This is a genomic window from Rhizobium beringeri (genome assembly GCF_004306515.1).
Lineage (GTDB): Bacteria > Pseudomonadota > Alphaproteobacteria > Rhizobiales > Rhizobiaceae > Rhizobium > Rhizobium beringeri.
Genome location: NZ_SILG01000001.1, coordinates 1,245,984 through 1,262,586, shown reverse-complemented (window position 1 = coordinate 1,262,586; position 16,603 = coordinate 1,245,984). Strand labels below are relative to the sequence as shown.

19 protein-coding genes are annotated in these 16,603 nt (G+C 60.8%); 5 read left to right on the top strand and 14 right to left on the bottom strand.

Annotation, left to right across the window (positions count from 1 at the left end; all coding sequences use genetic code 11):
* Nucleotides 1-7 precede the first annotated feature (7 nt).
* On the top strand, nt 8-355 hold the full coding sequence (locus ELH03_RS06525; RefSeq protein WP_128401310.1) for a response regulator: 348 nt from the start codon (nt 8-10) through the stop codon (nt 353-355).
* 101 nt (nt 356-456) lie between these two features.
* Here the strand turns inward: ELH03_RS06525 and ELH03_RS06520 are convergent, their stop codons facing one another.
* The 6 genes from ELH03_RS06520 to ELH03_RS06495 all read right to left on the bottom strand — a co-directional run bounded on the left by ELH03_RS06520 (nt 457) and on the right by ELH03_RS06495 (nt 4,935).
* Nucleotides 457-996, bottom strand: a complete 540-nt coding sequence (locus tag ELH03_RS06520) for a MerR family transcriptional regulator (protein WP_003558354.1) — start codon at nt 994-996, stop codon at nt 457-459.
* Nucleotides 997-1,146: 150 nt separating this feature from the next.
* Nucleotides 1,147-1,485, bottom strand: coding sequence for an integration host factor subunit alpha (locus tag ELH03_RS06515; RefSeq protein ID WP_018241528.1), 339 nt, complete (start codon nt 1,483-1,485; stop codon nt 1,147-1,149).
* Between the two features lie 105 nt (nt 1,486-1,590).
* Entirely contained in the window at nt 1,591-2,562 is a 972-nt protein-coding gene (locus ELH03_RS06510; RefSeq protein WP_128401309.1) for a beta-ketoacyl-ACP synthase III, read from the bottom strand.
* Between the two features lie 20 nt (nt 2,563-2,582).
* Complete coding sequence (gene plsX / locus ELH03_RS06505) at nt 2,583-3,629, bottom strand: phosphate acyltransferase PlsX (protein ID WP_020397442.1); 1,047 nt, start codon at nt 3,627-3,629, stop codon at nt 2,583-2,585.
* A 98-nt stretch (nt 3,630-3,727) separates the two neighbouring features.
* On the bottom strand, nt 3,728-4,282 hold the full coding sequence (locus ELH03_RS06500; RefSeq protein ID WP_128401308.1) for a YceD family protein: 555 nt from the start codon (nt 4,280-4,282) through the stop codon (nt 3,728-3,730).
* Nucleotides 4,283-4,293: 11 nt separating this feature from the next.
* The gene (locus ELH03_RS06495) at nt 4,294-4,935 is read right to left on the bottom strand and encodes a ubiquinol-cytochrome C chaperone family protein (protein ID WP_128401307.1); all 642 of its coding nucleotides are present in this window, start codon (nt 4,933-4,935) and stop codon (nt 4,294-4,296) included.
* 136 nt (nt 4,936-5,071) lie between these two features.
* Between ELH03_RS06495 and ELH03_RS06490 the strand changes: the two genes are divergently transcribed.
* Nucleotides 5,072-5,605, top strand: a complete 534-nt coding sequence (locus tag ELH03_RS06490) for an outer membrane protein assembly factor BamE (RefSeq protein ID WP_003547220.1) — start codon at nt 5,072-5,074, stop codon at nt 5,603-5,605.
* Nucleotides 5,606-5,810: 205 nt separating this feature from the next.
* Here ELH03_RS06490 and ELH03_RS06480 read toward each other — a convergent pair whose 3' ends face one another.
* The 3 genes from ELH03_RS06480 to ribH all read right to left on the bottom strand — a co-directional run bounded on the left by ELH03_RS06480 (nt 5,811) and on the right by ribH (nt 9,089).
* Nucleotides 5,811-7,949 (bottom strand): sodium-translocating pyrophosphatase, encoded by a 2,139-nt coding sequence (locus ELH03_RS06480; RefSeq protein WP_130766186.1) that lies wholly within the window; start codon nt 7,947-7,949, stop codon nt 5,811-5,813.
* A 198-nt stretch (nt 7,950-8,147) separates the two neighbouring features.
* Nucleotides 8,148-8,630 carry a transcription antitermination factor NusB gene (gene nusB, locus ELH03_RS06475; protein ID WP_018241520.1) on the bottom strand — a complete coding sequence of 161 codons (483 nt, stop codon included), beginning with the start codon at nt 8,628-8,630 and terminating at the stop codon, nt 8,148-8,150.
* A gap of 3 nt (nt 8,631-8,633) precedes the next feature.
* Nucleotides 8,634-9,089, bottom strand: coding sequence for a 6,7-dimethyl-8-ribityllumazine synthase (gene ribH, locus ELH03_RS06470; protein ID WP_003558337.1), 456 nt, complete (start codon nt 9,087-9,089; stop codon nt 8,634-8,636).
* Between the two features lie 346 nt (nt 9,090-9,435).
* Between ribH and ELH03_RS06465 the strand changes: the two genes are divergently transcribed.
* The 3 genes from ELH03_RS06465 (at nt 9,436) to ELH03_RS06455 (ending at nt 11,066) form a co-directional block, all read left to right on the top strand.
* On the top strand, nt 9,436-9,795 hold the full coding sequence (locus ELH03_RS06465; protein ID WP_128401304.1) for a hypothetical protein: 360 nt from the start codon (nt 9,436-9,438) through the stop codon (nt 9,793-9,795).
* A 208-nt stretch (nt 9,796-10,003) separates the two neighbouring features.
* Nucleotides 10,004-10,522 carry a cupin domain-containing protein gene (locus ELH03_RS06460; RefSeq protein ID WP_128401303.1) on the top strand — a complete coding sequence of 173 codons (519 nt, stop codon included), beginning with the start codon at nt 10,004-10,006 and terminating at the stop codon, nt 10,520-10,522.
* Between the two features lie 28 nt (nt 10,523-10,550).
* Nucleotides 10,551-11,066, top strand: coding sequence for a GNAT family N-acetyltransferase (locus ELH03_RS06455; protein WP_128411504.1), 516 nt, complete (start codon nt 10,551-10,553; stop codon nt 11,064-11,066).
* A gap of 92 nt (nt 11,067-11,158) precedes the next feature.
* Here the strand turns inward: ELH03_RS06455 and ELH03_RS06450 are convergent, their stop codons facing one another.
* From ELH03_RS06450 to ELH03_RS06430, 5 genes are all read right to left on the bottom strand, one after another.
* Nucleotides 11,159-11,770, bottom strand: coding sequence for a riboflavin synthase (locus ELH03_RS06450; RefSeq protein WP_130766185.1), 612 nt, complete (start codon nt 11,768-11,770; stop codon nt 11,159-11,161).
* Nucleotides 11,770-12,891 carry a bifunctional diaminohydroxyphosphoribosylaminopyrimidine deaminase/5-amino-6-(5-phosphoribosylamino)uracil reductase RibD gene (ribD, locus tag ELH03_RS06445; RefSeq protein ID WP_130766184.1) on the bottom strand — a complete coding sequence of 374 codons (1,122 nt, stop codon included), beginning with the start codon at nt 12,889-12,891 and terminating at the stop codon, nt 11,770-11,772. The genes ELH03_RS06450 and ribD overlap by 1 nt, the downstream gene beginning before the upstream one ends.
* A 3-nt stretch (nt 12,892-12,894) precedes the next feature.
* Complete coding sequence (nrdR, locus tag ELH03_RS06440) at nt 12,895-13,371, bottom strand: transcriptional regulator NrdR (protein WP_003547190.1); 477 nt, start codon at nt 13,369-13,371, stop codon at nt 12,895-12,897.
* 9 nt (nt 13,372-13,380) lie between these two features.
* Entirely contained in the window at nt 13,381-14,679 is a 1,299-nt protein-coding gene (gene glyA / locus ELH03_RS06435) for a serine hydroxymethyltransferase (protein ID WP_128401299.1), read from the bottom strand.
* Nucleotides 14,680-14,998: 319 nt separating this feature from the next.
* Complete coding sequence (locus tag ELH03_RS06430) at nt 14,999-16,300, bottom strand: L,D-transpeptidase family protein (protein ID WP_128401298.1); 1,302 nt, start codon at nt 16,298-16,300, stop codon at nt 14,999-15,001.
* Between the last annotated feature and the right edge of the window lie 303 nt (nt 16,301-16,603).

Sequence of the window (16,603 nt, the reverse complement as noted above, 5' to 3'; positions counted from 1 at the left end):
CTGGATCATGAAAGACATATTCATCGTCGAAGACGACGCGCTGATTGCCATGCTGCTCGAGGACATGCTTGCCGATCTGGGTTACCGGGTCTGCGCCAGCGCCCCCGATCTGGAGCGGGCGTTGGCAACCGCCAGGGATACTGAGTTCGACGCTGCAATCCTCGACGTCTCGCTTGCCGGGCAGAGTTCGCTGCCGGTCGCAAAGCTGCTCGACGAACGCGGTAAACCCTATCTCTATGCGACGGGATATGGCACCGCACCTGATGGCAGCAGCCCAAGCACGTTGCCCGTGCTGCAAAAACCCTTCCAGCTCAGCGAACTCGAACAGGCGATGAAACAGCTTACCGAAGCCTGAACTTCCCTGTTACAGCAGCGCCGCGCGTCTTTTCAGATGCGCAAAGGACGCTGTAACACTTTCAATCCTCGCATCGCGCTTTCCGAAAATCGATTCCGATTTTAGCGCACCTGATCGAGCAGGCGCTTGCATTCCAGGAGGTCGTAGAGCGCCTCCTGCAGCAGGGCCCTGTCTTCCTTGCCGACGCTCGACTTGCCGATCGAGACTTCCTGCTCGTCGTCTCCAGCGACAAAATTGAAGAACCGGCGGGTGATCGGCGGCTTAGCGCGGCCGACAATCTGGTCTTCGTCGGCCATGCCGACGCGCGGTTCGCCGGCACCCGTGTCCTGCACGCCCGACGCAAGCGCCTCGACGCTGGCGAGGTCGCCATGGCCGACTGATATGACGAACTTGTTGCCGTTGGTCTTCAGAAGCTTCTGCACACCCTTGATCGTATAGCCGTGATCATAGAGCAAATGCCGGATGCCCTTGAGGAGATCCACATCTTCCGGCCGATAGTAGCGACGGCCACCGCCGCGCTTCATCGGCTTTATCTGGGGAAAACGCGTCTCCCAGAAGCGCAGCACATGCTGCGGCAGATCAAGATCGTCTGCGACTTCGCTGATGGTGCGAAAGGCATCGGGGCTCTTGTCCAACGTCATACTGCTACGCGACCTCGCGGCTCGATCCAACGGCGACTCATCATATTTCAACGGTTTGGCGCCGACAATTCAAGTCATGTCTCGACGTTGCGCACAGGGTTGGACAGTGCGAGAGAGAAAAAAACGCCGTTCCGAAACGGGATGCCGATATCAGGGAGCCGGATTCAGCGGCTTCAGCTTGATCTTGCGAGCAACATGCGCCTTGAGGATGCGCGTCTTCAGCACGTTCGACGCCTTGAAGGTCATGACTCGGCGGGGGGAAATCGGAACCTCCTCACCGGTCTTCGGATTGCGGCCGATTCGCTCGTTCTTGTCGCGCACCTGGAAGGTGGCAAAGGAGGAAAGCTTGACGGTTTCACCACGCACGATGGCGTTGCAGATCTCGTCGATGACGGTTTCGACCAGTTCGGCAGATTCGGTCCGGGACAGCCCAACCTTTCGGAAAACGGATTCCGCCAGGTCTGCTCGCGTCACTGTTTTTCCGGTCATGGTTTCCCCGCCCATACAAAATATTTTGTGAAATCGCACGAAGAGTATTTGTCTTGCGCCTTACGGTCAAGCTCTTGTTCGCCGCCAGTTTTTTAGGATTCGTGCCTACCAGCGCAGCAGAACCGCACCCCAGGTAAAGCCGCCGCCCATCGCTTCGAGCATCACCAGGTCGCCCTTCTTGATGCGGCCGTCGCCGGCAGCGGTCGCAAGTGCCAACGGGATCGAGGCGGCCGACGTATTGCCATGCAGGTCGACAGTGATGACCACCTTCGCGGCGTCGATGTTCAGCTTCTTCGCCGAACCGTCGATGATGCGGCGATTGGCCTGATGCGGCACCAGCCAGTCGAGGTCATCGGCGGTGGTGCCGGTCGAATCGAACGCCGCCTGGATGACGTCGGTGATCATGCCGACGGCGTATTTGAAGACCTCGCGACCTTCCATGCGCAGCTTGCCGACAGTGCCCGTCGTCGACGGTCCGCCATCGACATAGAGCTTTTCCTTGTGCGAGCCGTCGGAACGCAGATGTGCGGTCAGCACGCCGCGATCAGCAACGGTGCCCTCGCCTTCGGTCGCTTCGAGTATGATCGCGCCGGCGCCGTCGCCGAAAAGCACGCAGGTGGTGCGGTCGTTCCAGTCGAGAATGCGCGAAAAAGTTTCCGCGCCGATGACGAGAACGCGCTTGGCAAGCCCACCGCGGATATAGGCATCCGCTGTGGTGACCGCATAGACGAAACCGGTGCAGACGGCCTGGACGTCGAAGGCGAAGCCATGGCTCATGCCGAGGCGGTGCTGGATGTTGACCGACGTTGCCGGAAACGTGTTGTCCGGCGTCGAGGTGGCGCAGATGACAAGATCGATATCGGCAGGCGTCAGGCCGCCATTGGCAAGAGCTGCGCGCGCGGCGGCCTCGCCGAGCGACGCCGTCGTTTCGTCATCGCCGGCGACATAACGCTGGCGGATGCCGGTGCGCTGGACGATCCATTCGTCTGATGTGTCGACGATGGCCTCCATGTCACGATTGGTCATCACGCGCTTCGGAAGCGCGGCTCCGAACCCGCGAACCACTGAACGGATCATCTTTGATTGAACCCCATCGCTCATGCCGCTTCCGGGCCCATCGGGGGCAGCCGCTTGGCATGATATTTCTTAAGATCGTTTTCTATTTTCTGATTGAGGCCGTTCTTGGCCATGTCGTAGCCGACTTCAATGGCCGCGGCGATGCCTTCGGCATTCGCCCCGCCATGGCTCTTGATGACGATGCCGTTCAAGCCGAGAAACACGCCGCCATTGACCTTGCTCGGATCGAGCTTCTCGCGAAGCATGTCGAAGGCGCTTTTGGCGAACAGGTAGCCGATACGGGCCAGCAGCGTGCGCGACATGGCGGCACGCAGATATTCGCCGATCTGCTTGGCGGTGCCTTCGGCGGTCTTCAGGGCGATATTGCCGGAAAATCCTTCGGTGACGACGACGTCGACCGTGCCCTTGCCAAGGTCGTTGCCCTCGACGAAGCCGGAATATTCGAGCGAATCGATGTTCGCCTCGCGCAACAGCCGGCCGGCCTCCTTGACCTCCTCCTGGCCCTTCATCTCCTCGACGCCGACGTTGAGAAGGCCGACCGTCGGACGTTCGACCTCGAAAAGCGCACGCGCCATGGCGCCACCCATCAGTGCAAAATCCATCAACTGCTGCGCGTCGGCGCCGATCGTCGCGCCAACATCGAGCACGATGCTCTCACCCTTCAGCGTCGGCCAGATCGCGGCAATCGCCGGACGCTCGATATTGGCCATGGTGCGCAGACAGAATTTCGCCATCGCCATCAGTGCGCCGGTATTGCCGGCCGAGACGGCGACGTCGGCGTCACCCGTCTTCACCGCCTCGATCGAACGCCACATGGTGGAGATATAGCGGCCACGGCGCAGCGCCTGGCTCGGCTTCTCATCCATCGCGACGGCGAGCTCGCAATCGTGAAAGAGCGATTTTTCCTTGAGTTTCGGAAACTTGGCGAGAACCGGATCGCACTGTTCCTTGAGACCATAGAGAACGAAGGAAATATCCGGATGCCGATCCAGCGCCTTGGCGGCGCCGGGGATGACAACTTGGGGACCAAAGTCGCCACCCATGAGGTCGAGAGATATTCTGATCACGCGTCCCTGATCCTTCTTTTCGCCGAGGGCGAAATTTCGGCCAAAATACCGGTTTTGGCGTCGCTTACAACTGAATTGTGTCAAATGCCAGAGGAGCTTCAGTCCTTTTTCCAGTCCTTGAGGGCTGCGAAAGCCGAGGGCTTTTTGTCGTCCTCGCCGCTATCCTCGATATGGCCGTCGAACTCAATGCCCTCTTTGCGCGGATAGGGATCGATCGCGAGAGCGGCGAATTCGGCAACCACCTCGCCGGCGTCGATCGTATCGCCGACAAAGGTCTCAGGCAGATCAGGACCGTCGGGATCGAGCAGCATCTCGCCGGCGTCATTGCCGGCCTGGCGGGCAAGCTTGGAACCCTCCGGCACGAATATCTGCTCGAAGCTCTCGTCGATGGCGGATTCGACCGGTTCCAACGTCACAACGCAGGACTGCACGATCTTCGCCTGCACGCGGCCCTTGATGCGCACGCCGTCGCGCTTCCAGCGGGCAATCTGCAGATCGGCGCGGAGATCGTCGACGGAGACGACATTCCAGGTCTCGGCAAGCGCCTTCAGTTCGCTGGTGTCAGCCTCGACATGAACCTCGACGGGGTTGGCCGAGATATGGCCGACCTTGACTTGATAGGAGAAGGGAACATCGTCCCGATCGTTCTTCATCGTTTCCTCCTTCAGGCAACCGCCGGGAGCGTTACCGAACCGGTGGTGATCACCTCTTCGGGGACGGCGGACAGATGCGATTCTGCGGCCATCATCCACCCGGCGAGGCCGGTCATATCGGCAGGCGCCGAGATTTCAGGGTAGATATTGCGCTGAAGAGCGAGAGCGAGCGCTTCGGCATCGCCTGCGTCCATCGCCTTCGAATAGGCTTCAAGCCGGCCGTAAAACATGCCGGCGAGCTTCTTCATGCGCTTCGGCACGCTGTTGTCGCCGATGCCGAGTTCGCGGATCGAATAGTCGATATCCTGGAAGAAAGCGTCAACGATCTCCTGGGCGATCTCCTGGCCGCTGGTGGCGGAAGCCCGTGTGCGGCGAAAAAACAGAATCATGGCAATCGACAGCATCTCGAAACGGCCCATGACCGTATCCGGCACATTGAGCCGCTCATAAATTTCGGGCATGCGCGCGGCCGCCGTCAGGGCCGCATATTGCCTGTCGACGATCGCCTGGTTGTTGTTTTTCTTGCGGAAGAGCCCGAAGATCATTGTTTTTTCCGGAAATGCCTCATTCTTCATGCCGGCTGGCGTCTGGCCTTGTTGCATGATTTCGAAAGCTGGTTTACCGAAGCAGGCGCGAATTGCAATGCCGATCATGGCCTGTTTCGGGACGACGCCTTCGATGCGTCAGCGAAGCGAATTCGGGAAATTCGACCCGGAATGGCCACAATGGTTTTGCAGGAGGAAAGCGTGCAAGGCCCCAAATGGCTGCTATCGACACTCAAGGGAGTAGATGTCGTTGAATAAACGGTATTTCAAGTCTGACGTGAAATTCTTCAGCAGCGCGGCCATTGCCTTCATAATCGCCTCCACCACCGCTCTTTCCGGTTGCCAGACCAGCACTGTGCTCAATGGCGGCTACGTCGCCGACCAGCAGTCGCTGAACCTCGTTCCGGAAGGCTCGAGCCGCGAGCAGGTGCTGCTTTCGCTGGGCACCCCGTCGACGACAGCGACCTTCGACGGCGAAGTCTTCTATTACATCTCGCAGCGGCGCACACGTGCGGTCGCCTTCCAGAAACTGAAGGTCGTCGATCAGAGCGTTCTGGCGATCTATTTCGACAAGGACGGCGTCGTCAGCCGCCGCGCCAACTATGCGCTGCAGGACGGCAAGGTGTTCGACACGATCGGACGCGTCACGCCGACCGGCGGCAAGGAACTCACCTTCCTGCAACAGATGCTTTCCGGCGGCAGCGCCGCGAGTGCTGCCCGCAGCCTGTTCGGCGGTGGCGCCGGCGGCACGCCGCAGAACCCAAGCAGCCTGCGCTGATCGGACACGCCTCATACGAAAAACCCGCCGGATCGCTCCGGCGGGTTTTTTACTGCATGATTCCTTAAATCGGAATCGATTTAAGAATAAAATCATGCAGCCATTCAAAGTGTTACAGCGTCCTTTGCGCGTCTAGAAAGACGCGCGGCGCTGTAATGGTCTCTGCTTCGGCGTGAAATGTACCACGCCAAGCCGGCGGCGTTGTTCATCCAGCGAGAACGGCGAGCAACAGCAGCGCGACGATGTTGGTGATCTTGATCGCCGGGTTGACGGCAGGGCCGGCGGTATCCTTGTAAGGATCGCCGACGGTATCGCCGGTGACGGAGGCCTTGTGCGCATCCGAACCCTTCATATGACGCACGCCGTCCTTGTCGACGAAACCATCTTCGAAGCTCTTCTTGGCATTGTCCCAGGCGCCGCCGCCCGATGTCATCGAGATAGCGACGAAGAGACCGTTGATGATGACGCCGAGCAGCGATGCGCCGAGGGCGGCAAAAGCGGAGGCCTTGGAACCGGAGATGAGAAGCACGCCGAAATAGACGACGATCGGCGCCAGCACCGGCAGCAGCGACGGCACGATCATTTCGCGAATGGCAGCCTTGGTCAGAAGGTCGACCGCCCTGCCGTAATCCGGCTTTTCCGTGCCCTGCATGATGCCGGGCTTTTCCTTGAACTGACGGCGCACTTCCTCGACGATCGCGCCGGCCGCACGGCCGACGGCGGTCATGGCGATGCCACCGAAGAGGTAGGGAATGAGACCTCCGAAGATCAATCCCGCCACCACGTAAGGGTTGGAAAGATCGAAGGATATTTCGCCGATGCCGGCGAAATAAGGGAACTTGTCGCCATTCGCCGCAAAATATTTGAGGTCGTACGAGTAGGCCGCGAAGAGAACCAGGGCGCCGAGACCGGCGGAGCCGATGGCGTAACCCTTGGTGACGGCTTTGGTGGTATTGCCGACGGCATCGAGCGCATCAGTGGATTTGCGCACCTCCGGCGGCAGATGCGCCATTTCGGCGATACCGCCGGCATTGTCCGTCACCGGTCCGAACGCGTCGAGCGCGACGATCATTCCGGCGATGCCGAGCATCGCCGTGACCGCAATGCCGGTGCCGAACAGGCCGCCGAGCTGGTAGGTGGCGAGAATGCCGCCGACGATGACGATCGCCGGCAGCGCCGTCGATTCCAGTGAGACGGCCAGGCCCTGGATGACATTGGTGCCGTGACCGGTGACCGAGGCCTGGGCGATCGAGACGACCGGACGCTTGCCCGTGCCGGTATAATATTCGGTGATCACCACGATCAGCGCAGTGACGACGAGGCCGACGATGCCGCAGAAGAAGAGGTGCGCGCCCGAAATATCGGCGCCTCCGACGGAGCCGATCGATCCCCAGCCAATGGTCAGCGAGGTGGCAGCACCAAGGCCGACGATCGACAGCAGGCCGGTGACGATGAGGCCCTTGTAGAGAGCGCCCATGATCGAGCCGTTCGAGCCGAGCTTGACGAAGAAGGTGCCGATGATCGAAGTGATGATGCAGGCGCCGCAGATAGCCAGCGGATAGACCATCGCAGACTCGAGGATCGGCGCGCCGGCAAAGAAGATCGCTGCAAGAACCATGGTGGCGACGACAGAGACCGCATAGGTCTCGAAAAGGTCGGCGGCCATGCCGGCGCAGTCGCCGACATTGTCGCCGACGTTATCGGCAATCGTTGCCGGGTTGCGCGGATCGTCTTCGGGAATGCCGGCTTCCACCTTGCCGACGAGATCGCCACCGACATCAGCGCCCTTGGTGAAGATGCCGCCGCCCAGACGGGCGAAGATCGAGATCAGCGAAGCGCCGAAGCCGAGCGCCACCAGCGCATCGATGACTTCGCGCGAGCCGCTCTCATGGCCGAGCCCGACGGTCAATACCGTATAGTAGATGGAGACGCCGAGCAGCGCCAGGCCAGCCACCAGCATGCCGGTGATCGCACCCGACTTGAAGGCGATGTCGAGGCCGGCGGAAAGGCTGACGGAAGCCGCCTGGGCGGTGCGCACATTGGCGCGGACGGAGACGTGCATGCCGATGAAACCGGCAGCACCGGAAAGCACGGCGCCGATCAGGAAGCCGATCGCGGCCTCGGCGGAAAGAAGCAGCCAGGCTAGGATGAAAACAACAACGCCGACAATGGCAATGGTTTTGTACTGGCGCGTCAGATAGGCTTGAGCGCCTTCGCGGATATAGCCCGCGATCTCCTGCATGCGGCCATTGCCCTGATCGGCGGCAAGCACCGACCGGGTTGCCCAGGCGGCATAAACCACCGAGAGCAGACCGCATGCGATTACGCATAAAAGAATCGTCATTTCGCTCTTTCCTCCCAAAGGCCGGAGATCACTCCTTCTCCGGCAGATACGCCGCCGAATCGCCTTCCTCTCCACAGAAATGCCACAGCTAAGCGTTGCGGAGATTGCGTGGTCGATCACGTGGCGTCAAGACCGCAACGGGCGAAAACCATTGCAGTGCGAAGAAAGAAGCGGGGGGATTATTTGGCGGCTAAAGACTTATTTCTTCGCTTCGCCGCGGACCTGCTTTGCGATGCGGTCGAGCACGGCGTTGACGAGCTTCGGCTCGTCGTCATCGAAGAAGGCCTGGGCGATCTCGACATATTCGGTGACGATGACCGCCACCGGAACGTCCTTGCGATCGGTGATCTCGAAGACGCCGGCGCGCAGGATGGCGCGCACGGTGCTGTCGAGGCGCGACAAGGCCCAATCATCCTGCAGGGCTGCGGCAATCAGCGGATCGAGGCGGACCTGATCGCGCACGACGCCGGAGACGATGGAACGGAACCAGGCGGCATCGGCCTTCAGATAGGTCGCGCCGTCGAGTTCCTGGCCAAGACGGTGCGCCTCGTATTCGGCGACGATTTCCAGAACGCCGGTGCCGCCGACATCCATCTGATAAAGTGCCTGAACGGCAGCAAGACGGGCAGCGCCCCGCTGGTTTGCAGTCTTGACCGGCCGTTCCGTCTTGTCGTCGTTCATTCGTTATGCACCCAGTTTCTGCTTCAGCTCGATCATGGTCAGAGCTGCACGAGCGGCAAATCCGCCCTTGTCCTTATCCGAGCGGCGCGCGCGCGCCCATGCCTGTTCGTCGTTTTCGACGGTCAGGATGCCGTTGCCGATGGCAAGGGACTCGCTGACCGCGAGATCCATCAAGGCGCGCGAGGATTCATTCGACACGATATCGAAGTGATAGGTCTCGCCGCGAATGACCATGCCGAGGGCGACATAGCCGTCATAATGCGTTCCGCCATTGTCGTCTCCATCGAGCGACATGGCAATCGCCGCCGGAATTTCCAGTGCGCCGGGGACGGTGACGACCTCGAAGGTGGCGCCGGCCTCTGTCAATGCGAAGGTCGCGCCTTCGAGCAGGGCGTCGGCCATGTCGTCGTAGAAGCGGGCCTCAACGATCAAAATATGGGGAGCGGTCTCTCTCGGCATGGTTCACCTTCGGTTGGCGGGACATTTTCCCACTCGGCAGCCCGCGGTCAAAACATGCCTTCGTCCGAATGGCAAGCAATTTCGCCCTATGCCGCAATGCGAAAGAGGAAATATCTGCAAGGGGATAGCAGCACCACAGATGCACAGCTGGGCAAGCTTCCAAAACCGACTTTCCGCGATGCCTCGAAAGCGGCAATTCGAAGGCAGTTTTCATGAACAATTCTTAACGTATTTTCAGTGGCTTAACCCATTGAATCGCGGAAGGGAGAGCGCCAATTCCATGTCGTGACGAAGACGATCCCCTGCAACGACAGTCGACCGTCAAAGCAGATGAAAGGATACCATCATGAACCGCGTTGTCACCATCACTATCGCTGCAGCCCTCTCCTCCATGGCCTTCGCCGGCGTCAGCCGGGCCGACAGCCTTGAGATGAACACCCCTCAAGGCATCGAGCAGACGCTCAGGAACTTCCAGGGCAATGATTTTAATGTCCAGGAGGTTTACAACTGGCGCAACTTCGACGACGAGACGAGCGGTCCACACTCGGCACCGCAACGCTCCGGCGAGGCTATCCGCGGCATTCAGGCATCGATCGACGCCAACAGGTCGCTTGCCCACCGCCTCAACAATGAGGGTGTCAATATTCGCAATGTCGTCAATGCCGAGCAGGCAGCCGACGGAAGCGTGACTTTCTACATTCGTTAACGGCTTCAGCGCGTTACCCCGAAAATCGGAACGATCTTCGGGGGGTATGCGTGGGTTGAAGTGATAGAGCGTCCTTAACGCGTCCTATTCGACGCACGGCGCTCAAAGCATGGGCGGCGGTCTCCTCTCCGCCCATGCTGGGGATATCAGAGATAAGCATTGAATTTTCCTGGGATGACGGCTTCTCTTGCTGAAACAGGAGGACGTCATGGCAACGGAATCGAAGGCGGTGATCAATACCGCCGATCTCAAGCTCGACCACTGGAAACAGGGCGAGCTCTATGAAAGCACCGACACCTCTTTCGGTGCGCTTCTTGGCCTGGCCGGCCTCGGCGTCAGCTACAACGAGGTACCTCCCGGCAAATCGGGCTGCCCTTTCCACAACCACCATGTCGAAGACGAGCTCTTCTATGTGATCGCGGGCGCCGGCGAATACCGCTTCGGTGATGCGCGCCATGCGATCAAGGCGGGCGACGTGCTCGGTGCGCCGGCCGGCGGGCCTGAAACGGCGCACCAGATCATCAATACCGGCACGGCCACACTCGTCTATCTCGGCATGTCGACGATGGCCAAGACCGAGATCGTCGAATATCCCGATTCCGGAAAGTTCCTTGCCAAGACGAACTGGGCCAAGACGAACAGAGACAATGCAGAAACCAAGCGCTTCCGTCATATCGGACGGCCGGAAGGCGATCTCGACTATTGGGACGGCGAGCCCGGCGCCTGAGGACGTGTTTTTTTCACAAGGACCCGATGTGACCGACATTCCAACCCTCGAAACGGCGCGGCTGACGCTTCGCCCTCACCGCCTCGACGATTTCGACGCGCACGCGGCACTATGGGCGGACGAGGATGTCGTGCGCTTCATCACCGGCGTGCCATCGACGCGCGAGCAGAGCTGGAGCCGCATGCTACGCGTTGCCGGCATGTGGCATCATATGGGCTTCGGCTTTCTGGCGATCGTCGAAAAGGACAGCGGCCGGTTCATCGGCGAAGCGGGTTTCCTGGAAGCCCGGCGCGAGATGGAACCCTCGATCGAGGGGACGATGGAGGTCGGCTGGGCGCTGATGCCCTCGGCGCACGGCCGCGGTTATGCCACCGAGGCGCTGACCGTCCTGATCGGCTGGGCGGAAACGCATTTCCCGGGAAAAGCGATGAGCTGCATCATCAGTCCCGAGAACCAGGCCTCGCTGCGGGTCGCAGCCAAGCTCGGCTTTCGCGAGACGGCGCGCACCCAGTACAACGGCGAGATTATTCAGTTTTCGCGGTAGAGCGCCGCGCGTCCGACAGGACGCGCTAAGGACGCTCTATCACTTTGGATCTGCGCATAATCCTTTCCGAAAATCGATTCCGATTTTCGGGGTTATGCGCTGGGAAATTCGGCCAGCCGGGCGGCGTAACGCGCCATGGTGTCGACTTCAAAATTGACGAAATCGCCGGCCTTGCGGTCGCCCCAGGTGGTGACCTCGAGCGTGTGGCGGATGAGCAGGACGTCGAAATCCGTGCCGTCGACGGCATTGACCGTCAACGAAGTACCGTCGAGTGCAATCGAACCCTTGGGGGCGACGAATTTCGCCAGATGTTCGGGCGCGCGCAGGCGGTAGCGCGTGGCGTCGCCCTCTGCTGTCACCGAGAGGATTTCCGCCTTGCCGTCGACATGGCCGGAAACGATGTGGCCGCCGAGTTCATCGCCGATCTTCAGCGACCGTTCGAGATTGATGCGGCTGCCCTCCTGCCAAGTGCCGATCGTCGTCAGTCGCAGCGCCTCTTCCCAGGCCTCGACCTCGAACCAGCGGCCGTTGCTGCCCTCGGTCGGAAGTCCGGTGACAGTCAGGCAGATGCCGGCGTGAGAGATCGAGGCGCCCATATCGATGGTTGAGGGATCATAGGCGGTCGCGACCCGCAGCCGGATACCTTCCTTCAGCGGGGAAACGGATTCGACCGTGCCGACATCGGTGACTATTCCGGTGAACATCAAAGCCCTCTTTCGTATTCGTCCAGGCGATCGCCGCCGAACATCAGCGTGCCCGTATGGGCAAAACCCGATGGTATGTCGGTTGCATCAAGCGGGGATTCAATACCACCCTCGCCGATCACAACAGGCGCCTGATAAAGCTGGATGCGATCGACGAGGCCAGCCTCGAGGAAAAGCCGCGCCGTCTTTGCACCGCCCTCGACCAGAAGCGAGGAAATACCGCGCGTCGCGAGTGCCGACAGCAGGACTTCCGGATGATAGGGATTGCAATGGACCGCCTCGACGCCGGCGGCTTCGAGGGCTTCGCGGCGGGAGTCCATCTCTGTGGATGCGATATCCCCCTCTATCTGCGACAATGATCCTTCCTCACTCGCCACCACGATGACCGGCACCTCCCGCGCCGTCCCGACGAGCTTGCTGGTCAGCGGCAATGCCAGGGAAGGATCGAGGACGATGCGGATCGGCGATTGCGATTCAAGACCTGGCGAACGCACAGTCAGCAGCGGATCATCGGCAATCGCGGTACCGATGCCGACCAGGATGGCATCGGTTTCGGCGCGCAGCGCCTGCACCTGGGCGCGGGCCTCCGGGCCTGTTATCGCCACCTGCCCTGCCCCCTCGCGGCCGATCATGCCATCGGCGGAAACGGCAAGTTTGAGAGTCACATAGGGCCGGTTCTTCGTCTGGCGGGTGAGATAGGCGGCGAGCGACTGCCGGCCCTCCGCCTCCAGCACGCCGGCATCCACCTCTATACCAGCTTCGCGCAGTATGGCGATGCCGCGGCCGGAGACCCGCGGATCGGGATCGGTGACGCCGATGACGACGCGGGCAACGCCATAGGCGATCAGCGCCTCGGCGCAGGGCGGCGTCTTACCGTGATGCGAGCAGGGTTCGAGCGTCACATAGGCAGTGGCGCCGCGGGCGAGCGCGCCGGCTTCAGCGAGCGCCTGCGTCTCGGCATGCGGGCGGCCACTGAGCGCCGTCACCGCACGGCCGACGATGACGTCGTCCTTGACGATCAGACAGCCGACGGAAGGATTGGTGGCGGTGCGGCCGAGATGCCAGCGCGACAGACGGATCGCCGCCGCCATGAAACGTTCGTCATGCGGCGTGATGCTCATGGCTCACCTGTCCAGCGGGTCGCGGGCGATCTTGGCGTTGATTTCGGAAATGACCTTCTCGAAATCCTCGGCAAGCGAGAAATCCCGATAGACCGAGGCGTAGCGCACGAAGCCGACATCATCGAGGCTCTTCATGGCTTCCAGCACCTGCAGGCCGATCTGCTCGGAGGAGATCTCGGTCTCGCCGGAGCTTTCAAGCCGGCGGACGATACCGGAGACGGCGCGCTCGATGCGATCGCGCTCGACGGGCCGTTTGCGCAACGCCACCTCGAAAGAGCGCACCAGCTTGTCGCGGTCGAAGGGCACTTTGCGGCCGGTCTTCTTGATGACCATCAGCTCGCGCAGTTGCACACGCTCGAACGTGGTGAAGCGGCCGCCGCAATCGGGACAGATGCGCCGGCGGCGGATGGACGTGTTGTCCTCCGCCGGGCGCGAATCCTTGACCTGGGTATCTTCCGAACCGCAATAGGGGCAGCGCATCCCTACTCCTTATCCCAAGTAATCATACATGGGGAAGCGGTCGGTGAGGTTGACCACCTTGCCGCGCACAGCGGCTTCAACGGCAGCGTTGCCTTCATCGGAATTGGCGACCTTCAGGCCGTCGAGGACCTCGACGATGAGATTGCCGATCTCGCGGAATTCGGCTTCCTTGAAGCCGCGGGTCGTGCCGGCCGGTGCGCCGAGGCGCACGCCCGAGGTGACGAAGGGCTTTTCCGGATCGAAGGGAATGCCGTTCTTGTTGCAGGTAACATAGGCGCGGCCAAGCGCTGCCTCGGCGCGCTTGCCGGTGGCATTCTTCTTGCGAAGGTCGACCAGCATCAGGTGGTTGTCGGTGCCGCCGGAGACGACATCGAGGCCGCCCGATATCAGCGTTTCGGCCAGCGCCTTGGCGTTCTTGACGACCTGGGCGGCATAATCCTTGAATTCAGGCTGCAGCGCCTCGCCGAAGGCCACAGCCTTGGCGGCGATGATGTGCATCAGCGGGCCACCCTGCAGACCGGGGAAGACAGCCGAATTGAACTTCTTCGCCAGATCCTCGTCATTGGTGAGGATGACGCCGCCGCGCGGCCCGCGTAGTGACTTGTGGGTCGTCGTCGTCGCGACATGGCAATGCGGGAATGGCGACGGATGAACACCACCGGCAACGAGGCCGGCAATATGGGCCATGTCGACCATGAGGTAGGCGCCAACCGAATCGGCGATCTCGCGGAAGCGCTTCCAGTCCCAGATGCGGGAATAGGCAGTGCCGCCGGCGATGATGAGCTTCGGTTTGGTTTCCTTGGCCTTGCGCTCGACTTCATCCATGTCGAGCAGGTTGTCGCCTTCGCGCACGCCGTAGGAGACGACGTTGAACCACTTGCCGGACATGTTGACCGGCGAACCATGCGTGAGGTGGCCGCCCGAATTCAGGTCGAGACCCATGAAGGTGTCACCCGGCTGCAGCAGCGCCAGGAACACGGCCTGGTTCATCTGCGAACCGGAATTCGGCTGGACGTTGGCGAAATTGACGCCGAACAGCTTCTTGGCGCGCTCGATCGCCAGTTCCTCGGCGATATCGACGAACTGGCAGCCGCCGTAATAACGCTTGCCGGGATAACCCTCGGCATATTTGTTGGTCATGATGGAGCCCTGGGCTTCCAGCACGGCGCGGGAGACGATGTTCTCAGAAGCGATCAGTTCGATCTCGTGCCGTTGGCGACCGAGTTCCTTTCCGATCGCGCTGAAAATATCCGGATCGACGTCCGCAAGCGAGCGATTGAAGAAGGATTCGGTGGAAGCATTGGTCATGGGCGGGCTCCTCAACTGGAATGCGCTGAGGTATTAGCCTTCCGCTGTGGCGAGGGCAATACGAAGAACGACATTTGCTGAGCAAAGCGCGCGCTCACGCTCTTTTGCGATCGCGCCGCGCCGATCCTTGGCGACCATACTACAGCGCCGCGCGTCTTTCAGACGCGCAAAGGACGCTGTAGCACTTTGAAGTGCTGCATAATTTTGTCCTTAAATCGATGCCGATTTAAAGAATTATGCAGCAGGAACCGCTTCTCCGACATAAAAAAACCGCGCCGGAAAAAGCGCGGTTTTCAAATTGCGATGCAGAGGTCGCCGCTTACTGGACCGGCTGTTCCATGCCCGCCGTGGTGTCGAGCGCCAGCTCGGCATTGCCGTCCATCTGATAGATGTCGTCGCGGAACTGGACGATGCCGTCGGGCATGCCCCAGGCAGAGATGTAGACGAAATAGACCGGAACTTCCGTGGCGAGCTTGACCGGCGTGTTGACGCCGGTTGCGATCACCTGCTCCATCTGCTGGCGGTTCCAGCCGGGGGTCTCGCGCAAGAGCCAGTTCGACAAGTCGCGCACGTTCTGAACGCGGACGCAGCCCGACGATTCAAAGCGCATCAGCTTGTTGAACAGGCCCTGCTGCGGCGTGTCGTGCATGTACTCGCCGTTCTTGTTGTAGAAGTTGATCTTCGTCGACGCCATGGCGTTGGTCTTGCCGGGGTCCTGACGGAACATCAGGTTCGGCGCCTCGCCGTTCCAGTCGATGGTCTCGGGCGCGACTTCGTTGCCCTTGCCGTCGAGCAGACGAATGGCATTCTTTTCGAGATAGGTCGGATCCTTGCGCATCAGCGGCATGATGTCCTTCTCGACGATCGAGCGCGGCGCCGTCCAGTAAGGATTGAGGATGACCTCGTAAATCTTCGAATTGACGAGATGCGTCGGGCGGCTCAAGCGGCCGACAACCGCGGTGTGACGTGTCGCGACACTGCCATCTTCGACAGCCTCCACGTAGGCGGCCGGAATATTGACCATCAGGTGACGGCGGCCCAAGTCTTCGGGGAAGGTCTGCAGACGGACGATATTGGTGTTCAACTGCTGCAGGCGGACATCGGCGGGGATGTTCATCGCCTTCAGCGTGAATTCGCCGAGAACGCCATCGGCCGGCAGGCCATGACGCGCCTGGAAGCGCTTGACGGCGCCGTCGACATAGGAATCGAAGGCGTTGGACAGGCCGGCCTCGCGCGGCAGATCGCCAGTGATCGCAAGACGCTGGCGCAGCGCCTGGACGGCGGGAGAGCTGACGCCGAGCTGCAGGCGCTGGTCACCGGGATTGACCTCAGGCCAGCCGCCGGCTGCGGCGATCTGCTGATACTGCATGATCGCCTGCTGCGCGCTCGCAACCGACTGCGGGCCGAGGATCGGCGTGTTGGAAACCATGGCGGTCGCCGTGCGCGAAGCCGCCTTGGCGTCAAACTGGTCGTCCCAGTTGCCGCGGCGCGGCGCATTGATCAGCGTATCGAGCGCCGATTGCGCGAATGCCGGCGCGGCAATCGCGCTGGCGCCAACCGTTGCCGCGGACGCAAGGAAAGCGCGGCGCGAGAGAGCTTCAATTCCGTTTTTCTTCGACATAGTCCCAACCACTGACTGCGGCGATAAAGAGATGCCGCGGCTCTTTGCGATATCACTGCGCTTTAACGCAGATCCCAGTCCATTCGTTGTCCGGCGCATCAAAAAATTCCGCTTGCCCCATCACAAGATTGCGATGTGACAGCCTGAGCATTCCTGATCGGTCCATTGAAAGCGCCGGTTGTTAAGCCTTCCGCTGCCACACCAATATGGCCAATTCGTGTTGCCGGGTGGGTAGAAGGACTGCCGGCTACCGGAAACACGACACAACGAACCATATGACGGGGTAAAGCGTGCCGGTTAATA

Excerpts from the sequence above, each read along its gene's own strand:
- ELH03_RS06525 (WP_128401310.1), top strand. The coding sequence starts at position 8 with ATGAAAGACATATTCATCGTCGAAGACGACGCGCTGATTGCCATGCTG.
- ELH03_RS06520 (WP_003558354.1), bottom strand. The coding sequence starts at position 996 with ATGACGTTGGACAAGAGCCCCGATGCCTTTCGCACCATCAGCGAAGTC.
- ELH03_RS06515 (WP_018241528.1), bottom strand. The coding sequence starts at position 1,485 with ATGACCGGAAAAACAGTGACGCGAGCAGACCTGGCGGAATCCGTTTTC.
- ELH03_RS06510 (WP_128401309.1), bottom strand. The coding sequence starts at position 2,562 with ATGATCCGTTCAGTGGTTCGCGGGTTCGGAGCCGCGCTTCCGAAGCGC.
- ELH03_RS06500 (WP_128401308.1), bottom strand. The coding sequence starts at position 4,282 with ATGAAGAACGATCGGGACGATGTTCCCTTCTCCTATCAAGTCAAGGTC.
- ELH03_RS06495 (WP_128401307.1), bottom strand. The coding sequence starts at position 4,935 with ATGATCGGCATTGCAATTCGCGCCTGCTTCGGTAAACCAGCTTTCGAA.
- ELH03_RS06490 (WP_003547220.1), top strand. The coding sequence starts at position 5,072 with ATGTCGTTGAATAAACGGTATTTCAAGTCTGACGTGAAATTCTTCAGC.
- ELH03_RS06480 (WP_130766186.1), bottom strand. The coding sequence starts at position 7,949 with ATGACGATTCTTTTATGCGTAATCGCATGCGGTCTGCTCTCGGTGGTT.
- nusB (WP_018241520.1), bottom strand. The coding sequence starts at position 8,630 with ATGAACGACGACAAGACGGAACGGCCGGTCAAGACTGCAAACCAGCGG.
- ribH (WP_003558337.1), bottom strand. The coding sequence starts at position 9,089 with ATGCCGAGAGAGACCGCTCCCCATATTTTGATCGTTGAGGCCCGCTTC.
- ELH03_RS06465 (WP_128401304.1), top strand. The coding sequence starts at position 9,436 with ATGAACCGCGTTGTCACCATCACTATCGCTGCAGCCCTCTCCTCCATG.
- ELH03_RS06460 (WP_128401303.1), top strand. The coding sequence starts at position 10,004 with ATGGCAACGGAATCGAAGGCGGTGATCAATACCGCCGATCTCAAGCTC.
- ELH03_RS06450 (WP_130766185.1), bottom strand. The coding sequence starts at position 11,770 with ATGTTCACCGGAATAGTCACCGATGTCGGCACGGTCGAATCCGTTTCC.
- ribD (WP_130766184.1), bottom strand. The coding sequence starts at position 12,891 with ATGAGCATCACGCCGCATGACGAACGTTTCATGGCGGCGGCGATCCGT.
- nrdR (WP_003547190.1), bottom strand. The coding sequence starts at position 13,371 with ATGCGCTGCCCCTATTGCGGTTCGGAAGATACCCAGGTCAAGGATTCG.
- glyA (WP_128401299.1), bottom strand. The coding sequence starts at position 14,679 with ATGACCAATGCTTCCACCGAATCCTTCTTCAATCGCTCGCTTGCGGAC.
- ELH03_RS06430 (WP_128401298.1), bottom strand. The coding sequence starts at position 16,300 with ATGTCGAAGAAAAACGGAATTGAAGCTCTCTCGCGCCGCGCTTTCCTT.